Source organism: Pseudomonas juntendi, from assembly GCF_009932375.1.
In the GTDB taxonomy this organism is placed as follows: Bacteria; Pseudomonadota; Gammaproteobacteria; order Pseudomonadales; family Pseudomonadaceae; genus Aquipseudomonas; species Aquipseudomonas juntendi.
In genome coordinates this window covers 1-19494 of sequence record NZ_BLJG01000063.1, presented here as the reverse complement: position 1 = coordinate 19494, position 19494 = coordinate 1, and the positions used below count along the sequence as shown (strand labels likewise).

Annotated in this window: 14 protein-coding genes; 2 read left to right on the top strand and 12 right to left on the bottom strand. The window is 64.2% G+C overall.

Going from position 1 to position 19494, the window contains the following annotated elements; genetic code table 11:
• Positions 1-47: 47 nt before the first annotated feature.
• The 9 genes from gltB to pilM form a co-directional block, all read right to left on the bottom strand.
• Entirely contained in the window at positions 48-4493 is a 4446-nt protein-coding gene (gene gltB / locus GYA94_RS09215) for a glutamate synthase large subunit (protein WP_029886145.1), read from the bottom strand.
• A gap of 26 nt (positions 4494-4519) precedes the next feature.
• Positions 4520-4738 carry a hypothetical protein gene (locus GYA94_RS09210; RefSeq protein WP_161892178.1) on the bottom strand — a complete coding sequence of 73 codons (219 nt, stop codon included), beginning with the start codon at positions 4736-4738 and terminating at the stop codon, positions 4520-4522.
• Between the two features lie 129 nt (positions 4739-4867).
• Positions 4868-6457, bottom strand: a complete 1590-nt coding sequence (locus tag GYA94_RS09205) for an SPOR domain-containing protein (RefSeq protein ID WP_054881140.1) — start codon at positions 6455-6457, stop codon at positions 4868-4870.
• Between the two features lie 15 nt (positions 6458-6472).
• The gene (aroB, locus tag GYA94_RS09200) at positions 6473-7570 is read right to left on the bottom strand and encodes a 3-dehydroquinate synthase (protein WP_161892177.1); all 1098 of its coding nucleotides are present in this window, start codon (positions 7568-7570) and stop codon (positions 6473-6475) included.
• 97 nt (positions 7571-7667) lie between these two features.
• Positions 7668-8186 (bottom strand): shikimate kinase AroK, encoded by a 519-nt coding sequence (gene aroK, locus GYA94_RS09195; protein WP_009684951.1) that lies wholly within the window; start codon positions 8184-8186, stop codon positions 7668-7670.
• 4 nt (positions 8187-8190) lie between these two features.
• Positions 8191-9459 (bottom strand): type IV pilus secretin PilQ, encoded by a 1269-nt coding sequence (locus tag GYA94_RS09190; RefSeq protein WP_161892176.1) that lies wholly within the window; start codon positions 9457-9459, stop codon positions 8191-8193.
• Positions 9383-10381, bottom strand: a complete 999-nt coding sequence (locus GYA94_RS09185; protein WP_161892187.1) for a pilus assembly protein PilP — start codon at positions 10379-10381, stop codon at positions 9383-9385. Before GYA94_RS09185 ends, GYA94_RS09190 begins: the two co-directional genes overlap by 77 nt.
• Positions 10382-10392: 11 nt before the next feature.
• Positions 10393-10929: a PilN domain-containing protein gene (locus GYA94_RS09180; protein WP_054904626.1), complete on the bottom strand. Its 537-nt coding sequence runs from the start codon at positions 10927-10929 to the stop codon at positions 10393-10395.
• Entirely contained in the window at positions 10926-11807 is an 882-nt protein-coding gene (gene pilM, locus GYA94_RS09175; protein ID WP_110677639.1) for a type IV pilus biogenesis protein PilM, read from the bottom strand. Before pilM ends, GYA94_RS09180 begins: the two co-directional genes overlap by 4 nt.
• A 178-nt stretch (positions 11808-11985) precedes the next feature.
• On the opposite strand from pilM, the gene GYA94_RS09170 reads away from it, so the two are divergent.
• Positions 11986-14439: a penicillin-binding protein 1A gene (locus GYA94_RS09170; protein ID WP_161892175.1), complete on the top strand. Its 2454-nt coding sequence runs from the start codon at positions 11986-11988 to the stop codon at positions 14437-14439.
• Positions 14440-14603: 164 nt separating this feature from the next.
• Here the strand turns inward: GYA94_RS09170 and GYA94_RS09165 are convergent, their stop codons facing one another.
• The 3 genes from GYA94_RS09165 to rpmE form a co-directional block, all read right to left on the bottom strand.
• The gene (locus GYA94_RS09165; RefSeq protein ID WP_009684943.1) at positions 14604-15872 is read right to left on the bottom strand and encodes a malic enzyme-like NAD(P)-binding protein; all 1269 of its coding nucleotides are present in this window, start codon (positions 15870-15872) and stop codon (positions 14604-14606) included.
• A gap of 178 nt (positions 15873-16050) precedes the next feature.
• Positions 16051-16872, bottom strand: coding sequence for a thermonuclease family protein (locus GYA94_RS09160; RefSeq protein ID WP_161892174.1), 822 nt, complete (start codon positions 16870-16872; stop codon positions 16051-16053).
• A gap of 2 nt (positions 16873-16874) precedes the next feature.
• The gene (rpmE, locus tag GYA94_RS09155) at positions 16875-17090 is read right to left on the bottom strand and encodes a 50S ribosomal protein L31 (RefSeq protein WP_009684941.1); all 216 of its coding nucleotides are present in this window, start codon (positions 17088-17090) and stop codon (positions 16875-16877) included.
• Positions 17091-17257: 167 nt separating this feature from the next.
• On the opposite strand from rpmE, the gene GYA94_RS09150 reads away from it, so the two are divergent.
• Positions 17258-19477, top strand: a complete 2220-nt coding sequence (locus GYA94_RS09150) for a primosomal protein N' (protein ID WP_161892173.1) — start codon at positions 17258-17260, stop codon at positions 19475-19477.
• The last annotated feature ends 17 nt before the right edge of the window (positions 19478-19494 follow it).

Below are 19494 nucleotides of genomic sequence, written 5' to 3'. Positions count from 1 at the left end.
CGTGCTGCTTCTGCGTGCAGCTTGAGGCTTGCCACTTGCAGCTGTTGTTACTGCGGGTTGGCGCGAGTGCTGGACAGCAGTTGCTTCAGGTTGGCTGCCTTGGGCTTGACCAGCCAGAAGCGCCGCACGTAGTCGTCCAAGTTCTCCGAGAGCTCACGCCCCCACTCGCTGCCGGTCTCCTCCACATACTCGGCAAGGACCCGCGCCAGATGGCTGCGGTAAGCTTCCATGGCTTCCCCACTGATACGCTGGATTTCCACCAGCTCGTGGTTGAGCTTGTCGACGAAGCTGTTGTCCATGTCGAGCACGTAGGCGAAGCCGCCAGTCATGCCAGAACCGAAGTTGTAACCGGTGTTGCCCAGCACGCAGACAAAGCCGCCGGTCATGTATTCACAGCAGTGATCGCCGGTACCCTCGACAACAGCGTGGGCGCCGGAGTTACGGACAGCGAAGCGCTCGCCGGCAGTACCGGCGGCAAACAGTTTGCCGCCAGTGGCACCGTACAGGCAGGTGTTGCCGAGGATGGCGCTGTCCTGGGTGGCGAACGGGCTGCCAGCAGGCGGCACGATGGTGAGCTTGCCACCGGTCATGCCCTTGCCGACGTAGTCGTTGGCGTCGCCTTCCAGGTGCAGGTTCAGGCCACCGGCGTTCCACACACCGAAGCTCTGGCCCGCGGTCCCTTTGAAGCGGAACGTGATCGGCGCCGCGGCCATGCCCTGGTTGCCGTGCAGGCGGGCGATCTCGCCCGATACACGCGCACCGATGGAACGGTCGCAGTTGCAGATGTCGAGGCTGAACTCGCCACCGGCCTGGTCACGAATGGCCGGCATGGCCATTTCCACCATCTTCTCGGCCAGGTGGCCTTCGTCGAACGGCGGGTTCCTGTCGACTTCGCAGAACTGTGGCTTGTCTGCCGGAATGTGCGAGCTGCCCAGCAGCGGCGACAGGTCCAGGTACCGCTGACGCTCGGTGTCGCCTGGCAGCACGTCGAGCAGGTCGGTACGGCCGATCAGTTCGCCGAGGCTGCGCACGCCCAGCTTGGCCAGCCACTCACGGGTTTCTTCGGCGACGAAGGTGAAGAAATTGATCACCATGTCGACGGTGCCGATGTAGTGGTCCTTGCGCAGCTTGTCATTCTGCGTGGCTACGCCGGTCGCGCAGTTGTTCAGGTGGCAGATGCGCAGGTACTTGCAGCCCAAGGCGATCATGGGCGCGGTGCCAAAGCCGAAGCTTTCGGCGCCGAGGATGGCAGCCTTGATCACGTCCAGGCCGGTTTTCAGGCCACCGTCGGTCTGTACCCGCACCTTGCCGCGCAGGTCGTTGCCGCGCAGGGTCTGGTGGGTTTCGGCCAGGCCCAGTTCCCACGGGGCGCCGGCGTACTTGATCGAGGTCAGCGGCGACGCACCGGTACCACCGTCATAGCCGGAAATGGTGATCAGGTCGGCATAAGCCTTGGCCACACCGGCGGCAATGGTGCCCACGCCAGCCTCTGCCACCAGCTTGACCGACACCAGGGCCTGCGGGTTGACCTGCTTGAGGTCGTAGATCAGCTGGGCCAGGTCTTCGATCGAGTAAATGTCGTGGTGCGGTGGCGGCGAGATCAGGGTCACGCCGGGTACCGCATAGCGCAGCTTGGCGATCAGGCCATTGACCTTGCCGCCTGGCAGCTGGCCGCCCTCGCCGGGCTTGGCGCCCTGGGCCACCTTGATCTGCAGCACTTCGGCGTTCACCAGGTATTCCGGGGTCACACCAAAGCGGCCGGTGGCCACCTGCTTGATCTTCGAGCTGCGGATGGTGCCGTAGCGCGACGGGTCTTCGCCACCCTCACCGGAGTTGGAGCGCGCGCCGAGGCGGTTCATCGCCTCGGCCAAGGCTTCGTGCGCTTCCGGCGACAGGGCGCCAAGGGAAATACCGGCGGAGTCGAAGCGCTTGAGGATGGCCTCCAGCGGCTCGACCTGTTCCAGCGCCAACGGCTGGTCGGCCACCTTGACCTTCAGCAGGTCGCGGATCATCGACACCGGGCGCTGGTCGACCAGCGTGGTGTATTCCTTGAACTTGGCGTAGTCACCCTGCTGCACTGCAGCCTGCAGCGTGTTGACCACGTCCGGGTTGTAGGCGTGGTACTCGCCACCGTGCACGAACTTCAGCAGGCCGCCTTGCTGGATCGGCTTGCGCGCGCTCCAGGCTTCGGCTGCCAGCAGCTTCTGGTCGCTTTCCAGGTCTTCGAAGCGTGCACCCTTGATGCGGCTGGACACCCCCTTGAAGCTCAGGCCGACCACTTCTTCGGACAGGCCGATGGCTTCGAACAGCTGCGCACCCCGGTACGAGGCGATGGTGGAGATACCCATCTTCGACAGGATCTTCAGCAAGCCCTTGGAAATGCCTTTGCGGTAGTACTTGAACACCTCGTCCAGGTCGCCCAGCACTTCACCGGTACGAATCAGGTCGGCGAGCACTTCGTAGGACAGGTACGGGTAGACGGCCGAGGCACCGAAGCCCAGCAGCACGGCGAAGTGATGCGGGTCGCGGGCTGTGGCGGTTTCCACCAGGATGTTGCTGTCGCAACGCAGGCCCTGCTCGGTCAGGCGGTGGTGTACGGCACCCACGGCCAGCGAAGCGTGCACAGGCAGCTTGCCCGGGGCAATGTAGCGGTCGCTCAGCACCAGCTGGGTCTTGCCCGCGCGCACGGCTTCTTCAGCCTGGTCGGCAATGTTGCGGATCGCCGCTTCCAGGCCGACGCTCTGCTCATAGTTGAGGTCGATCAGCTGACGCTCGAAGCCTTCACGCTCCAGGTTCATCAGCGAACGCCACTTGGCCGGGGAAATGACTGGCGAGCTGAGGATCACCCGCGAGGCGTGCTCCGGGGACTCCTGGAAAATGTTGCGCTCAGCGCCGAGGCAGATTTCCAGCGACATCACGATCGCTTCGCGCAGCGGGTCGATCGGTGGGTTGGTCACCTGGGCGAACTGTTGGCGGAAGAAGTCGTATGGCGAACGCACACGTTGCGACAGCACAGCCATCGGCGTGTCGTCACCCATCGAGCCAACGGCCTCCTGGCCCTGCTCACCCAACGGGCGCAGTACCTGGTCACGCTCTTCGAAGGTGACCTGGAACATTTTCATGTATTGCTTGAGCTGGTCAGCGTCGTAGCTGGCCACGCCCTGGTCGTCGGTCAGCGTCGCCTGGATACGCGTGGCGTGCTGACGCAGCCAACGCTTGTACGGGTGGCGCGACTTCAGGCGGTCGTCGATGGCATCGGTATCGAGGATCTGCCCGGTTTCGGTGTCCACGGCAAGGATCTGGCCCGGGCCCACGCGGCCCTTGGCCAATACTTCCTCAGGCTGGTAGCCCCACACGCCGATTTCAGAGGCGATGGTGATGTAGCCATTGGTGGTGGTCACCCAGCGCGCCGGGCGCAGGCCGTTACGGTCGAGCAGGCACACCGCGTGGCGGCCTTCGGTCATGACGATACCGGCCGGACCGTCCCACGGCTCCATGTGCATGGAGTTGTATTCGTAGAACGCGCGCAGGTCGGCGTCCATGGTCTCGACGTTCTGCCAGGCTGGTGGTACCAGCATGCGCACGCCGCGGAACAGGTCGATACCGCCGGTGACCATCAGCTCCAGCATGTTGTCCATGCTCGAGGAGTCCGAACCGACGCGGTTGACCAGCGGGCCAAGCTCTGCGAGGTCGGGGATCAGGTCGTTGGCGAACTTGGTGCGACGGGCCATGGCCCAGTTGCGGTTACCGGTAATGGTGTTGATCTCGCCGTTGTGGGCGAGGAAGCGGAACGGCTGCGCCAGCGGCCACTTCGGCAGGGTGTTGGTCGAGAAGCGCTGGTGGAACACGCAGATCGCCGTTTGCAGGCGCTCGTCACCCAGGTCCGGGTAAAACGCCGCGAGATCGCGCGGCATCATCAGGCCTTTGTAGATGATGGTCTTGTGCGAGAAGCTGCAGATGTAGTGGTCGGCGTCATCGGCGTTGGCAACCGACGAACGGCGCCGGGCGCTGAACAGCTTGATGGCGAATTCCTGGTCGCTCAGGCCCTCACCGCCGATGAACACCTGCTCGATCTGCGGCAGGCGCTCCATGGCCAGGCGGCCGAGAACGCTGGTGTCGATCGGCACCTTGCGCCAGCCAACCAGCTTCAGCCCGGCAGCGATGATCTCGCGATCCATGTTGGCACGTGCAGCTTCGGCTTTGACCGGGTCCTGGTTGAAGAACACCATGCCAACGGCGTACTGCTTGGGCAACTCGACGGCAAAATGCTCCTGGGCCATGGCACGCAGGAACTGATCGGGCTTCTGAATCAGCAGACCGCAACCGTCACCGGTCTTGCCGTCGGCGTTGATGCCACCGCGGTGGGTCATGCAAGTCAGTGCCTGCATGGCGGTTTGCAGAAGGTGGTGGCTCGCCTCGCCCGTCATATGGGCGATCAGGCCAAAACCACAGTTGTCCTTGAATTCTTCGGGATGGTACAGACCTGTTTTCATAGACACATTCTCACCAGGTTCACCTCTCAACGGAGGCAAATCTCTTTTTTTAACAACCACTTACCATCCACGCCGATCAAACGCCAGCTTTTTTGCGGTGGCCATGGAAAACCATTGTTGCACAGCGACAGCGATGCCCACAAATTTTCATGTCTCACCATTGAAAATTTATGTCGCCATTTTGAATGTTTTTGCGTCATGCACCGTGATAGGCGCTTGACTTGAGTCTGAAGCGTTTCAGCCATGACTGCAACTCGGGGCTTGTGGCCGGCAGTCTGGGACAGAAAAGCCTGCCGCGCTCGGGCGCAGCAGGCTAGTCGAAAGCTAGAATTCGCTTAGCAACAGGGCAGCGGGGTGGTGCCGCCCGGCAGGTATCAGCGGGCCGAGGCCAGCTCTTGTTGGACGCTGGCGACGGTACGTGGCCAAGGTTTACCAGCCTGGACCTTCGCTGGCAAGTTCTTGATTGCGGCAACCGCAGCATCGCGGCTGGCGAAACTGCCGTAAGTGACCACATACAGCGGCTTGCCTTGCAGGTCTTTCTTGAAGTAGCGATAGTCGCCACCCTGGGCTTTCACGTACGCCTGCGCCGAGGCCTCGGAGCTGGTGCCGAGGATCTGCACCACGTAATTGCCCGGTTTCTGCCCGGCGTACCAGCTGCTGTTGCCAGTGCCGCCAGCGGCTGGTTTTTCAGCAGGCTTGGCGGCCGGCTTGGCCACGGCGACCTGGGTCGGTGCCGGGGCCGGCTTGGCCGTCGCAACCGGCTTGGCAGGCTGGGTTGCGACCGGTTTTTGCGCAGGCGCAACCTGCTGCACGGGTTGCGCAGGCGTCGGCGCGGGGCCCGCCGCTACGCCTTGCGGCGGGGCGATGGTGGTCACGGTCGGCGGCGGGTTGCCAGGCTGCAGGGCGGTATCGCCAGCCGGGCTGCCTTCTTCCCCCTCACCCATGCCTGCGGCCTGGGCCAGCGGCTCGCGCATCACCGGCTGCGACTGGCCCCCCAGTGGCAGCGGCACCGGCTGGGACGAGCCAGAGAACTCGATGTTGGCGCCCTGCTTGCCGTCGCCAAGCGGTAACTGAGCCTGGGCAGCCGGTGCGTCGGCCGGCGCTTTTTCGCCCTTCTTGGGCATCAACACGGCAGCTGCAACGGCAACCACGACCACGGCAGACAGCGCGAGCACATGTTTTTTTGGCATCTTGAACCCCATGGATGGTCGCTTGGCCGTCGTCCGGCTGGCGATCATGGCTTCGATCAAAGTGTCACGGGCGACCTGGTTGATGTTGCCAGGCCAGCCGTCGGAGTTTTCATGGATATCGACAATCTGTTCACGGCTGAACACCTCGATGCCCCGGCCTGCGCCTTCCAGGCGCTGCTCCAGGTATTCGCGGGTTTCCTCTTCACTGTAGGGGGCCAGCTCGATGATGTGGAAGCGTTCTTCCTCGACATTGAGCTCGTCCAACCCTGCAATCAGCGAGGGCTCACCAAACAGGAACACGTGCGGGCGCCCTTCCGGCACCCCCGCCGCCAACTCCAGCAACGCTTGGAGTGCCGACTCGTCGAGTTGTTCCGCATCGTCCACCAGCAAGTACACTTCCTGCCCGGTGAGTGCCAGTTGCACCACCTTGGACAGGATCGCCTGCATCTCCGGCTGGGCCACGTCCAGGTTCTGCGCGACCTGGCCCAATACACTGGCAGCATCGCTGGCACCACGGGCGGACACCACGACGCTCTGCACCGCCTGCTTGTTGGTACTGGCCACCAGCGCCTGGCGCAGCAGGGTCTTGCCGCTACCCTGCGGGCCGGTAACGACCAGCATCAGTTGGCTGTAGCGAGCCAGGTGGTGCAGCTGGCCGAGCACAGGCTTGCGCTGGGCAGGGAAAAACTTGAAGCCGGGCACCCGCGGTGCGAACGGATCGTGGCTCAACTGGTAATGGTCGAGAAAGGCCTCATCGGCATGCAAACTGGTCATTGCGCTGTCACAACCTCAAAGCTGGGCCACGATCGCGCGGTAATCCGCCGACAGCGTGGCCTGTAGAATCTCTTTCGGATAGTCGTCGGTGACCACGGCCTCGCCCATCTGGCGCAGCAGCACCAGACGCAGACGCCCGTCGAGCACCTTCTTGTCGACCGCCATGTGCTCCATGAAATGCGCCGGGGTCATTTCCTGTGGTGGCACCACCGGCAAACCTGCGTCCTGCAACAGGCGGATTCCGCGATCGCGCTCGGCCTGGTCGAGCCAGCCAAGGCGCATGGACATTTCCAGGGCCATGACCGTGCCCGCCGCCACGGCTTCGCCGTGCAGCCACACGCCATAGCCCATGTGGGTTTCGATGGCATGCCCGAAGGTATGCCCCAAGTTCAGCGTGGCCCGCACGCCAGACTCGCGTTCGTCGGCGCCCACCACTGCGGCCTTGGCCGCACACGAGCGGCGAATGGCTTCGGTCAGGGCTGCCGAGTCGAGGGTACGCAGGGCCTGCATATTGTCTTCGAGCCAGGCGAGGAAGGGCATGTCACAGATCAGCCCGTACTTGATCACTTCGGCCAGGCCTGCCGAAAGCTCGCGCGCCGGCAAGGTCTTCAGGCTGGTGGTATCGATCAGCACCGCGTTGGGCTGGTAGAAGGCGCCGACCATGTTCTTGCCCAGCGGGTGGTTGATGCCGGTCTTGCCGCCTACCGAGGAGTCGACCTGGGACAACAGGGTGGTCGGCACCTGGATGAAGTCCACGCCCCGCTGATAGCAGGCAGCGGCAAAGCCGGCCATGTCACCCACCACCCCGCCGCCCAGGGCGACCACGGTGGTACGGCGGTCATGCCGCGCCGTCAGCAGGCCATCGAAGATCAGTTGCAGGGTTTCCCAGTTCTTGTGGGCTTCGCCATCGGGCAGTACCACTGGCAGCACCGAGTAGGCCCCCAGGGTCTTGGCCAGGCGGTCGAGATACAGCGGCGCGACGGTCTCGTTGGAGACGATGGCAACCTGCCGGCCGGCAATGTGCGGCGCGAGCAGCTCGGGCTGGTCCAGCAGGCCTTCGCCAATGTAGATCGGGTAGCTACGCTCGCCCAGGTCGACCTTCAGTGTCTGCATGTATCCCCACAATGTTCTTGGGCGCGGTGCCGTTCTGGCGACCTGCGCGGTAACGTTGAACCTCGCCTCGGCGCTGGTGGCCGAGAATAGTCCCGGGTTAACGGGGCGGCAACTGCTGCAAGCGCTCGAGGATGTCGATCACCACCATGCGTGGTGGCCGCTCGTCGGTTTCTACGACCAGGTCGGCGATCTCGCGGTAGAGCGGGTCGCGGGTTTCCAGCAGGTTCCGCAAGGTGGCCTCGGGGTTGGCGGTGCGCAGCAGCGGGCGATTGCGGTCGCGCGCCGTGCGGCCGACCTGCTGTTCGACCGAGGCGTGCAGGTAGATTACCCGGCCGCCCTGGTGCAGCGCCTGGCGGTTGGCTTCGCGCATGACGGCACCGCCACCGGTGGCCAGGACCACGCCGTCGAGGCCACACAGCTCGGCAATCATCGCTTGCTCGCGATCACGGAAACCCGGCTCGCCTTCCTTGTCGAAAATCCACGGGATGTTGGCGCCGCAACGCAGTTCGATTTCCTTGTCGGAATCCTTGAACAGCAGGCGCAGCTCTTTGGCCAATAGGCGGCCGATGGTGCTTTTACCAGCACCCATGGGCCCCACAAGTATCAAATTTCGCACAGAATCAACGACTCACAGCAATCGCCTGGTCACTCATGATACGCGGAGTCAGGAAGACCAGCAGCTCGGATTTTTTCTCTTGTAATGCATCGCGTCGAAACAGCCGCCCAACATACGGCAGATCACCCAAAAATGGCACCTTGTCGACCACATTGTTTTGCGAGGTCGAGTACACGCCGCCAATCACGATCGTTTCGCCGTCGGCCACGCGAACCTTGGCATTCACCTCGTTCTTGCGGATCGGCGGTACGTTGTTCAAGGCATTGACGTAATCCGGTTCGTCCTTGGTCACCCTGACAGCCATGATTACCTTGTTGTCCGGGGTAATTTGCGGGGTCACCTCCAACGACAGCGAGGCCTCGCGGAACGAAACCGAGGTGGCGCCGCTCTTGGTGGTTTCCTGGTAGGGCACCTCGGTGCCCTTGAGGATCCTGGCCGTTTCCTTGTCGGCCGTGACCACCTTGGGTTGCGAAATGATCTCGCCATTGCCGCTTTTTTCCATGGCGCTGAGTTCGAGGTCCAGCAGCACATCCCCGCGCAGCAGGCCAAGGCCGATGCTGCTGCCAGCCCGCTCGACACCCAGGTCGACGAACAGCGACTTGCCCGGCAGCGGGTTGTCGCCATACAAAGGGCTACCCCAGCGCACCCCAAGGGCTTTCTCGTAATCGACGTTGGCCTCGACGATGCGCGCCTCGATCGCCACCTGACGCACCGGCACATCCAGCTGCGCCACCAGTTGCCGCAGTTCATCGAGGCGTTCGGCCGGCAGGTAGGCCACCAGGGTATTGGTGCGCTCATCGACACTCAGGCTGCCCCAACTGGCGAGCAGGCTTTCGTCGGCCAGGCTGGTCTTGAGCAGTTCCGCAAGTTCGGCAGCCTTGGCATGGTGAACAGGCAACAGCTCCCGGCGCATGGGCTGCAACTGCGCCTCCAGCACCTGCCCCGCACGCGCTTCGGCAGTTTGCGCAGCCAGCGTGGCCGCCGGCGCCACCAGCAACACATTGCCCTCCTGGCGCCGGGCGAGGCTTTTGCTGCGCAAGACCAGGTCCAGCGCCTGATCCCACGGCACATCCTGCAAGCGCAGGGTGACATTGCCCTGCACCTCGTCGCTGGCGACCAGGTTGACGCCGGCATAGTCGGCGAGTACCTGCAAAACCGAGCGAATCTCGACATCCTGAAAGTGCAGCGACAGCGGCTCACCCTGGTAAGGCGTCGCGGTCGCCAGAGGCATGGGCAGCAGGGCCGCCAGCAGGTAGATCATCCTCGTTCTCATTCTGATCCGGGGCCTCCTTGCCCAGGCGTTTTGCGAGGGTGATGAACGCCGTGCGTTCATGCCACACCCCCGCCATGAACAACCGTTCGCGCACTTCGACCTGGCGCGGGCCGATGTGCATCACTATCCCTTGATCACGCCCTACCCGGTCCCCAAGGCGGACGCGGTAGAGCCTGCCGGCCGCCCGCAGCAGCGCTTGATGTTCCTGCCCACGCGTCAGGCTGCCGACCATTTCCAACTGGGCCAGGGGCGCGCGGGTCAAACCACCCGACAGGTGCGTTGCCAACGCGGCGAACGGATCCATGGCCGGTGCCCGCGTTGCCGGCCTGGCAGGCAGCCGCGCAAGCATGGCGACTGCCACCCCGGCAACCGGCGCGTGATAGGCATCGACCCGCAGTTGCAAACGCAGCAGGCCTGGTTCGCCACCGCCGGCTGCCAGGCGCATGCTGCGACCGTGCATGACACGCACCTGCCCCAACCACTCGTCCAGCCAGCCCCGCAAGGCTGGGTAGCTGCCCACCACCTGCAACTCCAGTGGCACTACGCTGAAGCCCTGCCGCTGCTGCTGCTCGTGCACATCGAGGCGCTCGACGAGCAGGCCGTGCTCGCGCCCCGAAACCGACAGACGGTCTAGCAGGTCGCTCATGCTTTCGCCGGCAGCCAGCTGCCATTGTGCCTTTTGCAAGCGCTGCCCATCGCTCGCCAGCTGTGCCCGCACCCCCTGCAACTCGGCAATCTGCGCCTGCGTGGCAGCCTGCTGCCGGCTCAGCTCGGCGTGCTTGCCCTCTTCTTCACCCTGCTGCTGCAACATGCCCGGCAGGCGAATCGCGCAGCCCAGGCTGAACAGCAGCACCGCCAGTGCCACAGGTGCCAGCCGCCGGAAGCGGCTGGAGCGCTCGGCTGCGCCAAGCCATGCGAGCAGTTGCACCTTGGTCACGACCAGAACGCCGCCACGCGCGCAGCCAGCAAGAATTCATCGCCGCCTGGCTGGCTCTTGATGTGTTTGAGCTCCAGGTCCAGCAGCACGCCGGAACGCTCCAGGTCGCGCATGAACTGGGCCAGTACGGCGCCGGAGGTGGCGAGCCCGCTCAACTCCATGCGGCCGTTTTCCAGGCTGAGGCCCAGCAGCTGCATGCCCAATGGCAGTGCCCTTTCGAGGTCGGCGAATACGCCAGGCAGAACCCCCTGCTGAGCCTGCAGGCCCTCCAGCACCGCCAGGCGGCCGAGCAGTGCGGCATGCTGGGCACGCACATCAGCCAGTGGCTGAGCCTCCAGGCCCAGGGTTTCCAGGGCTGCCTGGCGCTGGGTGTTGGCCAACGCTTGTTGCTGGCCGCGCTGGCGTGCCTGTTGGTCGACCAGCGTCACGGCGCACAATGCCAGCAATGCGCCAGCCACCAGATGGCTGCGAAACCGGCGCATGGCCGCCTGGCGCTGGCGTTCGCGCCACGGCAGAAGGTTCAGCCGCATCATGGTCGCGCCCCTGCAAGGGCCAGGGCACTCGCCAGCAGCATCGGCCCATCGACCTGGGCAAGCCCGGCCAGCGCAGGCAGTTCTTGGCACGGCAGCGCCAGGCTTTGGCCCAGGGCCTGCAGCCAGCCCGGCTGCAGCGGTGAGCAGTTGCTGACCCACAACCTGGCAGGTAAAAGCCCTTCGGCGAGCAGCGCAGGCAGCCGCTCGGGCAGTTGCGCGGCCATATCCCCGTCAGCTGCCCTCAGCTCCCGACGCTGCAGCGCCCCGCCAGGCGCCCAGGCATGAACAGTCGCCCGGTGGGGTTCGATACGCAGCAACGCCGCCCCAGCCTGCTCACCCGCAGGCAGCATGCGGCGCAGGGCAATGCTGTCGACCTCGACCGCCTCCAGTTGCAGCCCCGCCTGCTGCACCAGCGCTTCAAGGGGTGCCAGTGCACTCTGCCGACACGCTGCAACCAGCACCTCGCTGCAGGCTGGCTGAACACCTGAAGCCCCCAGGACCTGGAAGTCCAGGGCCAGGTCTTCCAGCGGGAACGGAAACAACCGTTCGGCATCCGCCAGCAACTGCGCCTCCAGTTGCTCCTCACCGGGCCCCACTGGCAGGTGACACAACTTGCAGATGACCTGGCTGGCGGGCAGCGCCAGAGCCAGCCGCCGCTCGCCGAGGCCGCTGCGCCGATGAGCGCGCTGCAATGCCGCCGAGACCTGCTCGGGCGCTGCTGCCCAGTCATTGCCTGCCCCGAGCTGCAGCGGCTCATGGGCCCAACCCAGCACCCGCCAGCCGCGTTTGCGCTGTTGCAGTTGCACCAGATGAATGGCGTGAGCGGTAATTTCCACCCCTACCAGTGAACCGGCATCCTTGCCGAAGCGTCCAAGCATTGCGAATTCCTTGCTGTATATCGCGCCCCCGCGGCAACACTGGGCCGGGGCCACCCGTCAGGGCGACGGGCTGCCTGGCCGGTGGCCCGGAAAGGCGAAAAAATGCGTATAATGCCCAGCGTTTTTTGGTCCGCCGGACCTGCGTGCAATCCACTTCCAACCTGGACACCGAAAAGCCTTGATACGTCTGCTGAAGTTCTTCTGGTGGTCTTCCGTCGCAGTCATTTGCGCGCTCGTACTCGGTGTGAGCGGTGCGTTTCTGTATCTTAGTCCCAACCTGCCCTCGGTCGATTCGCTCAGAAGCATCCAGTTGCAGATCCCCCTCAAGGTGTACAGCAGCGATGGCAAGCTGATTGCCGAATTTGGCGAAATGCGCCGTTCGCCGATCCGTTTCGCAGACATTCCCCCACAGTTCATTCAGGCATTGCTGTCAGCCGAGGACGACAATTTCCTCAACCACTACGGCGTGGACCCCAGCAGCCTGATGCGCGCGGCCACCCAGCTGGTGAAAACCGGGCACATTCAGACCGGCGGCAGCACCATCACCATGCAGGTGGCCAAGAACTTCTTCCTGACCAGCGAGCGCAGCTTCTCGCGCAAGACCAACGAAATTCTGTTGGCCCTGCAGATCGAGCGGGAGCTGACCAAGGACGAGATTCTTGAGCTGTACGTGAACAAGATCTACCTCGGCAACCGCGCCTACGGTATCGACGCCGCGGCCCAGGTCTACTACGGCAAGTCGATCCGTGACGTGAGCCTGGCACAGATGGCGATGATCGCCGGCCTGCCCAAGGCGCCCTCGCGCTTCAACCCCCTGGCCAACCCGGTGCGCGCCAAAGAGCGCCGCGACTGGATCCTGGGCCGCATGTACAAGCTGGGCAAGATTGACCAGGCCAGCTACCGGGCCGCCCTGGATGAGCCACTCAACGCCAGCTACCACGTGCCAACGCCCGAGGTGAATGCACCGTACGTCGCGGAAATGGCTCGCGCGGAAATGGTTGGCCGCTACGGCAGCGACGCTTACACCGAAGGCTTCCGCGTTACCACCACCGTGCCCAGTGACATGCAGGAAATGGCCAACAAGGCCATCCTCAATGGCCTGTCCGATTATGACGAGCGCCACGGCTACCGCGGCCCTGAAGCCCGCTTCCCGGGGCGCACCGAGGCTGCCTGGCGCCAGGAACTGGGCAAGCAACGCACCTTGGGCGGGCTGGAGCCCGGCATCGTGACCCGGGTCGAAAAAACCGGCCTTGCGGTGCTGACCCGTGACGGCCAGCAGGTGCATGTGGCCTGGGACACCATGAAATGGGCGCGCCCGTTCATCAACAGCAACGCCCAGGGCCGCACCCCGCAGTCGCCCGCCGATGTCGCCCAGGTCGGTGACCTGGTGCGCCTGCAACGCCTGGACGATGGCACCTTCAAGTTCAGCCAAGTGCCGGGGGCACAGAGTGCACTGGTCACCCTCGACCCTAACAGCGGCGCCATCCGCGCCTTGGTCGGCGGTTTCTCGTTCGAGCAGAGCAACTACAACCGGGCGATGCAGGCCAAACGCCAACCGGGCTCAAGCTTCAAGCCGTTCATCTACAGTGCTGCACTGGACAGTGGCTATACCGCCGCCAGCCTGGTCAACGACGCGCCGATCGTATTCGTCGACGAATCGGTCGATAAGGTGTGGCGACCGAAGAACGATACCAACACGTTCCTCGGCCCGATCCGCATGCGCGAAGCGCTGTACAAGTCGCGCAACCTGGTTTCGATCCGCTTGCTGCAGGCCATGGGCGTGGACCGCACCATCGACTACATCGCCAAGTTCGGCTTCAACAAGCAGGACCTGCCGCGCAACCTGTCGCTGGCCCTGGGTACCGCCACCCTGACGCCGATGGAAATCGCTACAGGCTGGAGCACCTTTGCCAACGGTGGCTACAAGATTGCCCCCTACCTGATCGACCGTATCGAGAGCCGCAGTGGCGAAACGCTGTTCACCGCCAACCCGGCTCGCGTACCCCAAGGTACTGAAGACCAGGCCGGCCTGGCCGCCCCCGAGCAGCCGATCAGCACCGCCAGCATGCCCGGCGAGGCACCGGCGGCCCCCGGCCAAACCCCTGCGGCAGCGCAGCCACCAGCGGTTGCCGAGCGCATCATCGACGGGCGTACCACCTATATTCTCACCAGCATGCTGCAGGACGTGATCAAGCGCGGCACCGGCCGCCGGGCGCTGGCTTTGGGCCGTACCGACCTGGCAGGCAAGACCGGTACCACCAACGAGTCCAAGGACGCCTGGTTCTCTGGCTACAACGCCGACTACGTGACCACCGTGTGGGTTGGCTTCGACCAGCCGGAAACCCTGGGCCACCGGGAGTACGGCGGCACGGCGGCGCTGCCGATCTGGATGAGCTTCATGGGTGCGGCACTCAAGGACAAGCCTGCACATGCGCCGGCCGAGCCAGAAGGCATTCTCAGCCTGCGCGTAGACCCCGTCAGCGGCCGGGCAGCTTCGCCGGGCACACCCAATGCCTACTTCGAGCTGTTCAAGGCCGAGGATTCGCCGCCATCGGTGGACGAACTGGGCAATGGGGCCGTGCCGGGCAGCCCATTGCCAGCGGATGAAGCGACGCCGATGGATCTGTTCTGAGGCAGGGCGCCCGATCCGGGGCAGGTGCACGGCGGCGTTCGACCCTACGGGCGCCGACACTGTCGGCCCCTGCCCCTCACCTCCCGGCCCCGACGCATTCCCACCGCGCATAAAAAAGCCCCGGCTCGCAGGAGCCGGGGCTTTTTACACCGCTACAACAGCAATCAGCCGTTGAACACGTCATCCACGCTCTTGAGCGGGTAGTGCTTTGGATACGGCAGGGTAGCAACGCCGGACTCGATGGCAGCCTTGGCCACGGCGTCGGAAACGACGGTGATCAGGCGGGCATCCAGGGGCTTCGGAATGATGTACTCACGGCCGAACTCCAGCGCTTGCACGCCGTAGGCATCGCACACTTCCTTGGGTACCGGCAGCTTGGCCAGGTCTTTCAGGGCGATGGCCGCAGCGATTTTCATTTCTTCGTTGATGCGCTTGGCGCGTACGTCCAGGGCACCACGGAAGATGAACGGGAAGCCCAGTACGTTGTTGACCTGGTTCGGGTAGTCCGAACGGCCGGTGGCCATGATCACGTCGCTGCGGGTGGCGTGAGCCAGCGCTGGCGAAATTTCCGGATCAGGGTTGGAGCAGGCGAACACGATCGGGTTGGCCGCCATCGACTTCAGGCCTTCCGCGCTCAGCAGGTTCGGGCCGGACAGGCCAACGAACACGTCGGCACCCTCCAGGGCGTCGGCCAGGGTGCGCTTGTCGGTCGCGTGGGCGAACTGGGCCTTGTACTGGTTCAGGTCGTCACGGCCAGCGTGGATCACGCCGCTGCGGTCGATCATGTAGATGTTCTCGACCTTGGCACCCATGCTCACCAGCAACTTCATGCAGGAGATGGCAGCTGCACCGGCACCCAGGCACACGATCTTGGCTTCTTCGAGCTTCTTGCCGGCGATTTCCAGGGCGTTGATCATGCCGGCCGCAGTAACGATGGCGGTACCGTGCTGGTCATCGTGGAACACCGGAATGTCGCACTGTTCGATCAGCGTGCGTTCGATCTCGAAGCACTCTGGCGCCTTGATATCTTCGAGGTTGATGCCACCGAAGGTGATCGAGATGCGGCGAACGGTGTCGATGAATGCTTGCGGGCTTTCCGATTCGACTTCGATGTCGAATACGTCGATACCTGCGAAACGCTTGAACAGAACGCCCTTGCCTTCCATGACCGGCTTGGAAGCCAGTGGGCCGAGGTCACCCAGACCGAGGATGGCAGTGCCATCGGAAATCACCGCAACCAGGTTGCCTTTGCCGGTGTATTTGTATGCCAGCTCTGGATCCCGGCCAATTTCACGCACCGGCTCGGCAACACCTGGGCTGTAGGCCAGGGCGAGATCACGGGCAGTGGCAGTTGGCTTGGAAAGTTCGACGCTCAGTTTCCCCGGGCGAGGTTGAGCGTGATATTCGAGAGCGGCAGTTTTCAGGTCTGACATGGTGGGCATTCCGCTATTTACTGTTCTGACGGACCGCCGAGGATACGCAAAGAGCCGGGTAGTCACAAGACTGGTCGGTCACTTGTGTCAAGGCCTTTAGCCTACGACTTTCCGCTAAAACCCACGGGGGCATACGGCTAACAGTGTGTACAATCCAATAGCGAACTGTCTACATCTTTTAGCCAGAAGTACGCGCCAGCATGCTCGGGTCGGTCAGTGGCAATACCCAGCGCCGCTGCCCCGGCTTGAGGCCGCCCTTGCGGGAACGGTCCACCACCCAGCCACGCACCTCGACCTGGCGCCCTTTGAGGTTAGCGAAGAAACTGGCCGGGAAGTTGCGCTGCAGACGAGCGGAGACCTGCACCACCACGGCACGGTCAAGGTTCAACCAGACACCACCACGGTTGCGTTCGACGCTCATGATTCGGCCACTGAGCACAGCAAAACCAGGCTGCCGGATGGCGTCTGCCGGCACCACGGGCGACTGCCGCCAAAGGCCGGCGCCGGCCTGGCGTGCGGCCTGCTCGGCGCGTTGCTGGCAGCCACTGAGGCGCACATTGGGGGCGACGGCCACCCGGTAGCCCAAGCCTTCACTGAGCAATTGTGCTTCGAGATTGTCGCCATTACGGCCATAAATGTGCGCCAGTGTGCGCCCATACTTGTCTTTGGCTTGCACACCGGGAACCAGCCCTACACGCCCGTCACTGGCCTTGACCAACGCCTGCAGGCGCCGCTTGGCAGCTTCGGCATAGGGCTCGCTGCTACGCCCGTTGCGACCGATCTCCGGGGTGTTGATGCCGATCAGCCGCACACTGCGGCCATCCACCAGACGCACGGTGTCGCCGTCGACCACCTGTCGCACCCGAACCTGCTCGGGTTTGCCCGGCAGCGGGCAGAAGGCCAGGGCGGGCAAATGCCAGATCGCACCCACAAAAAAGGCGCCCACGAGGGGCGCCTTTTTCAGCAACAATGCGAAGCCCGAAGGACTCGCCGTGCGCATGATTACTTCTTGGTACCGAACATACCGAAGCGGTCGGCGAACTTCTGTACGCGGCCACCGGTGTCCAGGACTTTCTGCTTACCGGTGTAGAACGGGTGGCACAGGTTGCAAACGTCGATCGACAGGGTGCTGCCCAGGGTCGAACGGGTTTCGAACTTGTTACCGCAGCTGCAGGTGACTGCAACAGCTTCGTAGTTCGGGTGGATACCTTCTTTCATGGTCACTTCCTCGAGCTGCGTGCCGCCACCCAACACCAATTGTTGAATACCGCACGTAATTAGGCGGCGAATAATACCAGAGCACACCGTCAGTGCAAGATGTCGCTTGCACCGACCGTCGTCTGCTAGGCTCGCCAGTTCTTGTAATGCCCTCCGAGACTTTCTGCGTGTCCGACGTCATCCTGCGCCTTGCCCTGCCCTCGCCGTTGCGGCGCCTGTTCGACTACAAGGCGCCAACGAGCATGGCGCGCCAGGCCCTGGCCCCGGGCATGCGTATTCGCGTGCCCTTTGGCCGCCGCGAAATGATCGGCGTACTGGTCGAAGTGTGCGCGCAGAGCGAGGTGCCCGCCGACAAGCTGAAGCCGGCCAGCGCCTTGCTCGACCCGGTCTCCCCGATTCCGCCTTCGCTGTTCAAGCTGTGCCTGTGGACCGCGCAGTACTACCAGCACAGCCTGGGTGACACCTTGAGCTGGGCCTTGCCGACGCTACTGCGCCAGGGTGAGCCCGCAGAAATGCGCCAGGAGCGCTTCTGGCACATTGCCCCCGACGCCCGCCTGGACGACCCGCGCATCGCCCGGGCACCGCGCCAGCGCGATGCCCTCAAGACCCTGGCGCAGCACCCGCACGGGGTGGCGCACAGCCTGCTGGCCAAGCTCAACCTGAACAAGGACAGCCTCGACCTGCTGCTGGCCAAGGAACTGGTGCAGATCGAAGTCCGCCGCCAGAAGCCGGGCTTGCGCCACGAACACTGGCTGGCACAGCCGGAGCTGCCGCTCAATGACGAGCAACGCGATGCCTTCGAGGCGGTGTGCGAGGGGTTCGGCGGTTTTGCGGCCTTCCTGCTGGCCGGCGTGACCGGCAGCGGCAAGACCGAGGTCTACCTGCAGCTGATCCGCGAAACCCTCGAGGCCGGCAAGCAGGCGCTGGTACTGATCCCGGAGATCAACCTCGGCCCGCAAACCCTGGCGCGCTTCGAGCAACGCTTCAACGCCCGGATTGCCTTGCTGCATTCGGCGGTGAACGACCGCGACCGCCTGGACGCCTGGCTGGCGGCACGCGATGGCGAAGCCGACATTATCATCGGCACCCGTTCAGCGCTGTTCACGCCCATGAAAAACCCTGGCCTGATCATCATCGACGAAGAACACGACGGTTCTTATAAACAGCAGGAGGGCCTGCGCTACCATGCCCGCGACCTGGCGCTGGTGCGGGCGCACCAGGAGAACATTCCGATCCTGCTCGGCTCTGCCACGCCCTCGCTGGAAACCTTGCACAACGCCCTCACCGGCCGCTACCGCCTGTTGCGCATGAATCAGCGCGCGGGCGGCGCACGCCCACCGCGCATGCTGCGCCTGGATGTCAAAAGCCTGCCGCTGGACAGTGGCATCAGCGGCCCGCTGCAGCAGGCCATCCGCCTGACACTGGAAGTCGGCCAGCAGGTGCTGGTGTTCCTCAACCGCCGCGGCTTCGCCCCGACGCTGCTGTGCCACGATTGCGGCTGGCTGTCGGAATGCCCGCGCTGCGACGCGCGCATGACCGTGCACCAGCGCTCCGGGGTGTTGCGCTGCCACCACTGCGGCTATGACGAACGCCTGCCACACCAGTGCCCGCAGTGCGACCACGTCGACCTGCGCCCGGTCGGTGCGGGCACCGAACGCGCCGAAGAACGCCTGAAAGTGCTGTTCCCGGACTACCCGATTCTGCGTGTGGACCGCGACAGCACGGCGCGCAAGGACGCCATGCACCAGCTGTTCAGTACCATCCAGAAAGGCCAGCCGAGCATTCTTGTCGGTACCCAGATGCTTGCCAAAGGGCACCATTTCCCGCGGGTAACCCTGGTGGCCATCCTCGACGCCGACGGGGGGCTTTTCTCGGGCGACTTCCGCGCCAGCGAGCGCATGGCGCAACTGATCGTGCAGGTCGCCGGGCGCGCCGGGCGTGCCGAGGAACCGGGCAAGGTCATCATCCAGACCCACCTGGCCGATCACCCGTTGCTGGTGCAACTGACCGAACAAGGCTACTTCGCCTTTGCCGAACAGGCCCTGGACGAACGCCGTGCCGCCGGGCTGCCGCCCTACTCGCACCTGGCCTTGCTGCGCGCAGAAGCGCACAAGCCGGGGCAGGCTGAAGGTTTTCTGGACGAGGCCTGCGCCGCCGCCGAGCGCCTGGTCGCCGAACAGCGGCTGCCAGGCATCGAGCTGCTAGGCCCGGTTCCGGCCCCCATGGAGCGCCGCGCCGGGCGTTTCCGCGCGCAGTTGTTGATACAGGCCAACACCCGGGCGCCTTTGCATCGACTGATCAGTGCCTGGTTGCTAGTGTTGGAGCAGATGCCGAGCGGGCGCCAGGTCCGCTGGTCGCTGGATGTCGACCCGGTCGACCTTTATTGAGCTGCAAGCTGCAAGCT

Excerpts from the sequence above, each read along its gene's own strand:
- pilM (WP_110677639.1), bottom strand. The coding sequence starts at position 11,807 with ATGCTTGGACGCTTCGGCAAGGATGCCGGTTCACTGGTAGGGGTGGAA.
- GYA94_RS09205 (WP_054881140.1), bottom strand. The coding sequence starts at position 6,457 with ATGACCAGTTTGCATGCCGATGAGGCCTTTCTCGACCATTACCAGTTG.
- GYA94_RS09210 (WP_161892178.1), bottom strand. The coding sequence starts at position 4,738 with ATGGCTGAAACGCTTCAGACTCAAGTCAAGCGCCTATCACGGTGCATG.
- rpmE (WP_009684941.1), bottom strand. The coding sequence starts at position 17,090 with ATGAAAGAAGGTATCCACCCGAACTACGAAGCTGTTGCAGTCACCTGC.
- GYA94_RS09180 (WP_054904626.1), bottom strand. The coding sequence starts at position 10,929 with ATGATGCGGCTGAACCTTCTGCCGTGGCGCGAACGCCAGCGCCAGGCG.
- aroB (WP_161892177.1), bottom strand. The coding sequence starts at position 7,570 with ATGCAGACACTGAAGGTCGACCTGGGCGAGCGTAGCTACCCGATCTAC.
- gltB (WP_029886145.1), bottom strand. The coding sequence starts at position 4,493 with ATGAAAACAGGTCTGTACCATCCCGAAGAATTCAAGGACAACTGTGGT.
- GYA94_RS09190 (WP_161892176.1), bottom strand. The coding sequence starts at position 9,459 with ATGAGAACGAGGATGATCTACCTGCTGGCGGCCCTGCTGCCCATGCCT.
- GYA94_RS09165 (WP_009684943.1), bottom strand. The coding sequence starts at position 15,872 with ATGTCAGACCTGAAAACTGCCGCTCTCGAATATCACGCTCAACCTCGC.
- GYA94_RS09160 (WP_161892174.1), bottom strand. The coding sequence starts at position 16,872 with ATGCGCACGGCGAGTCCTTCGGGCTTCGCATTGTTGCTGAAAAAGGCG.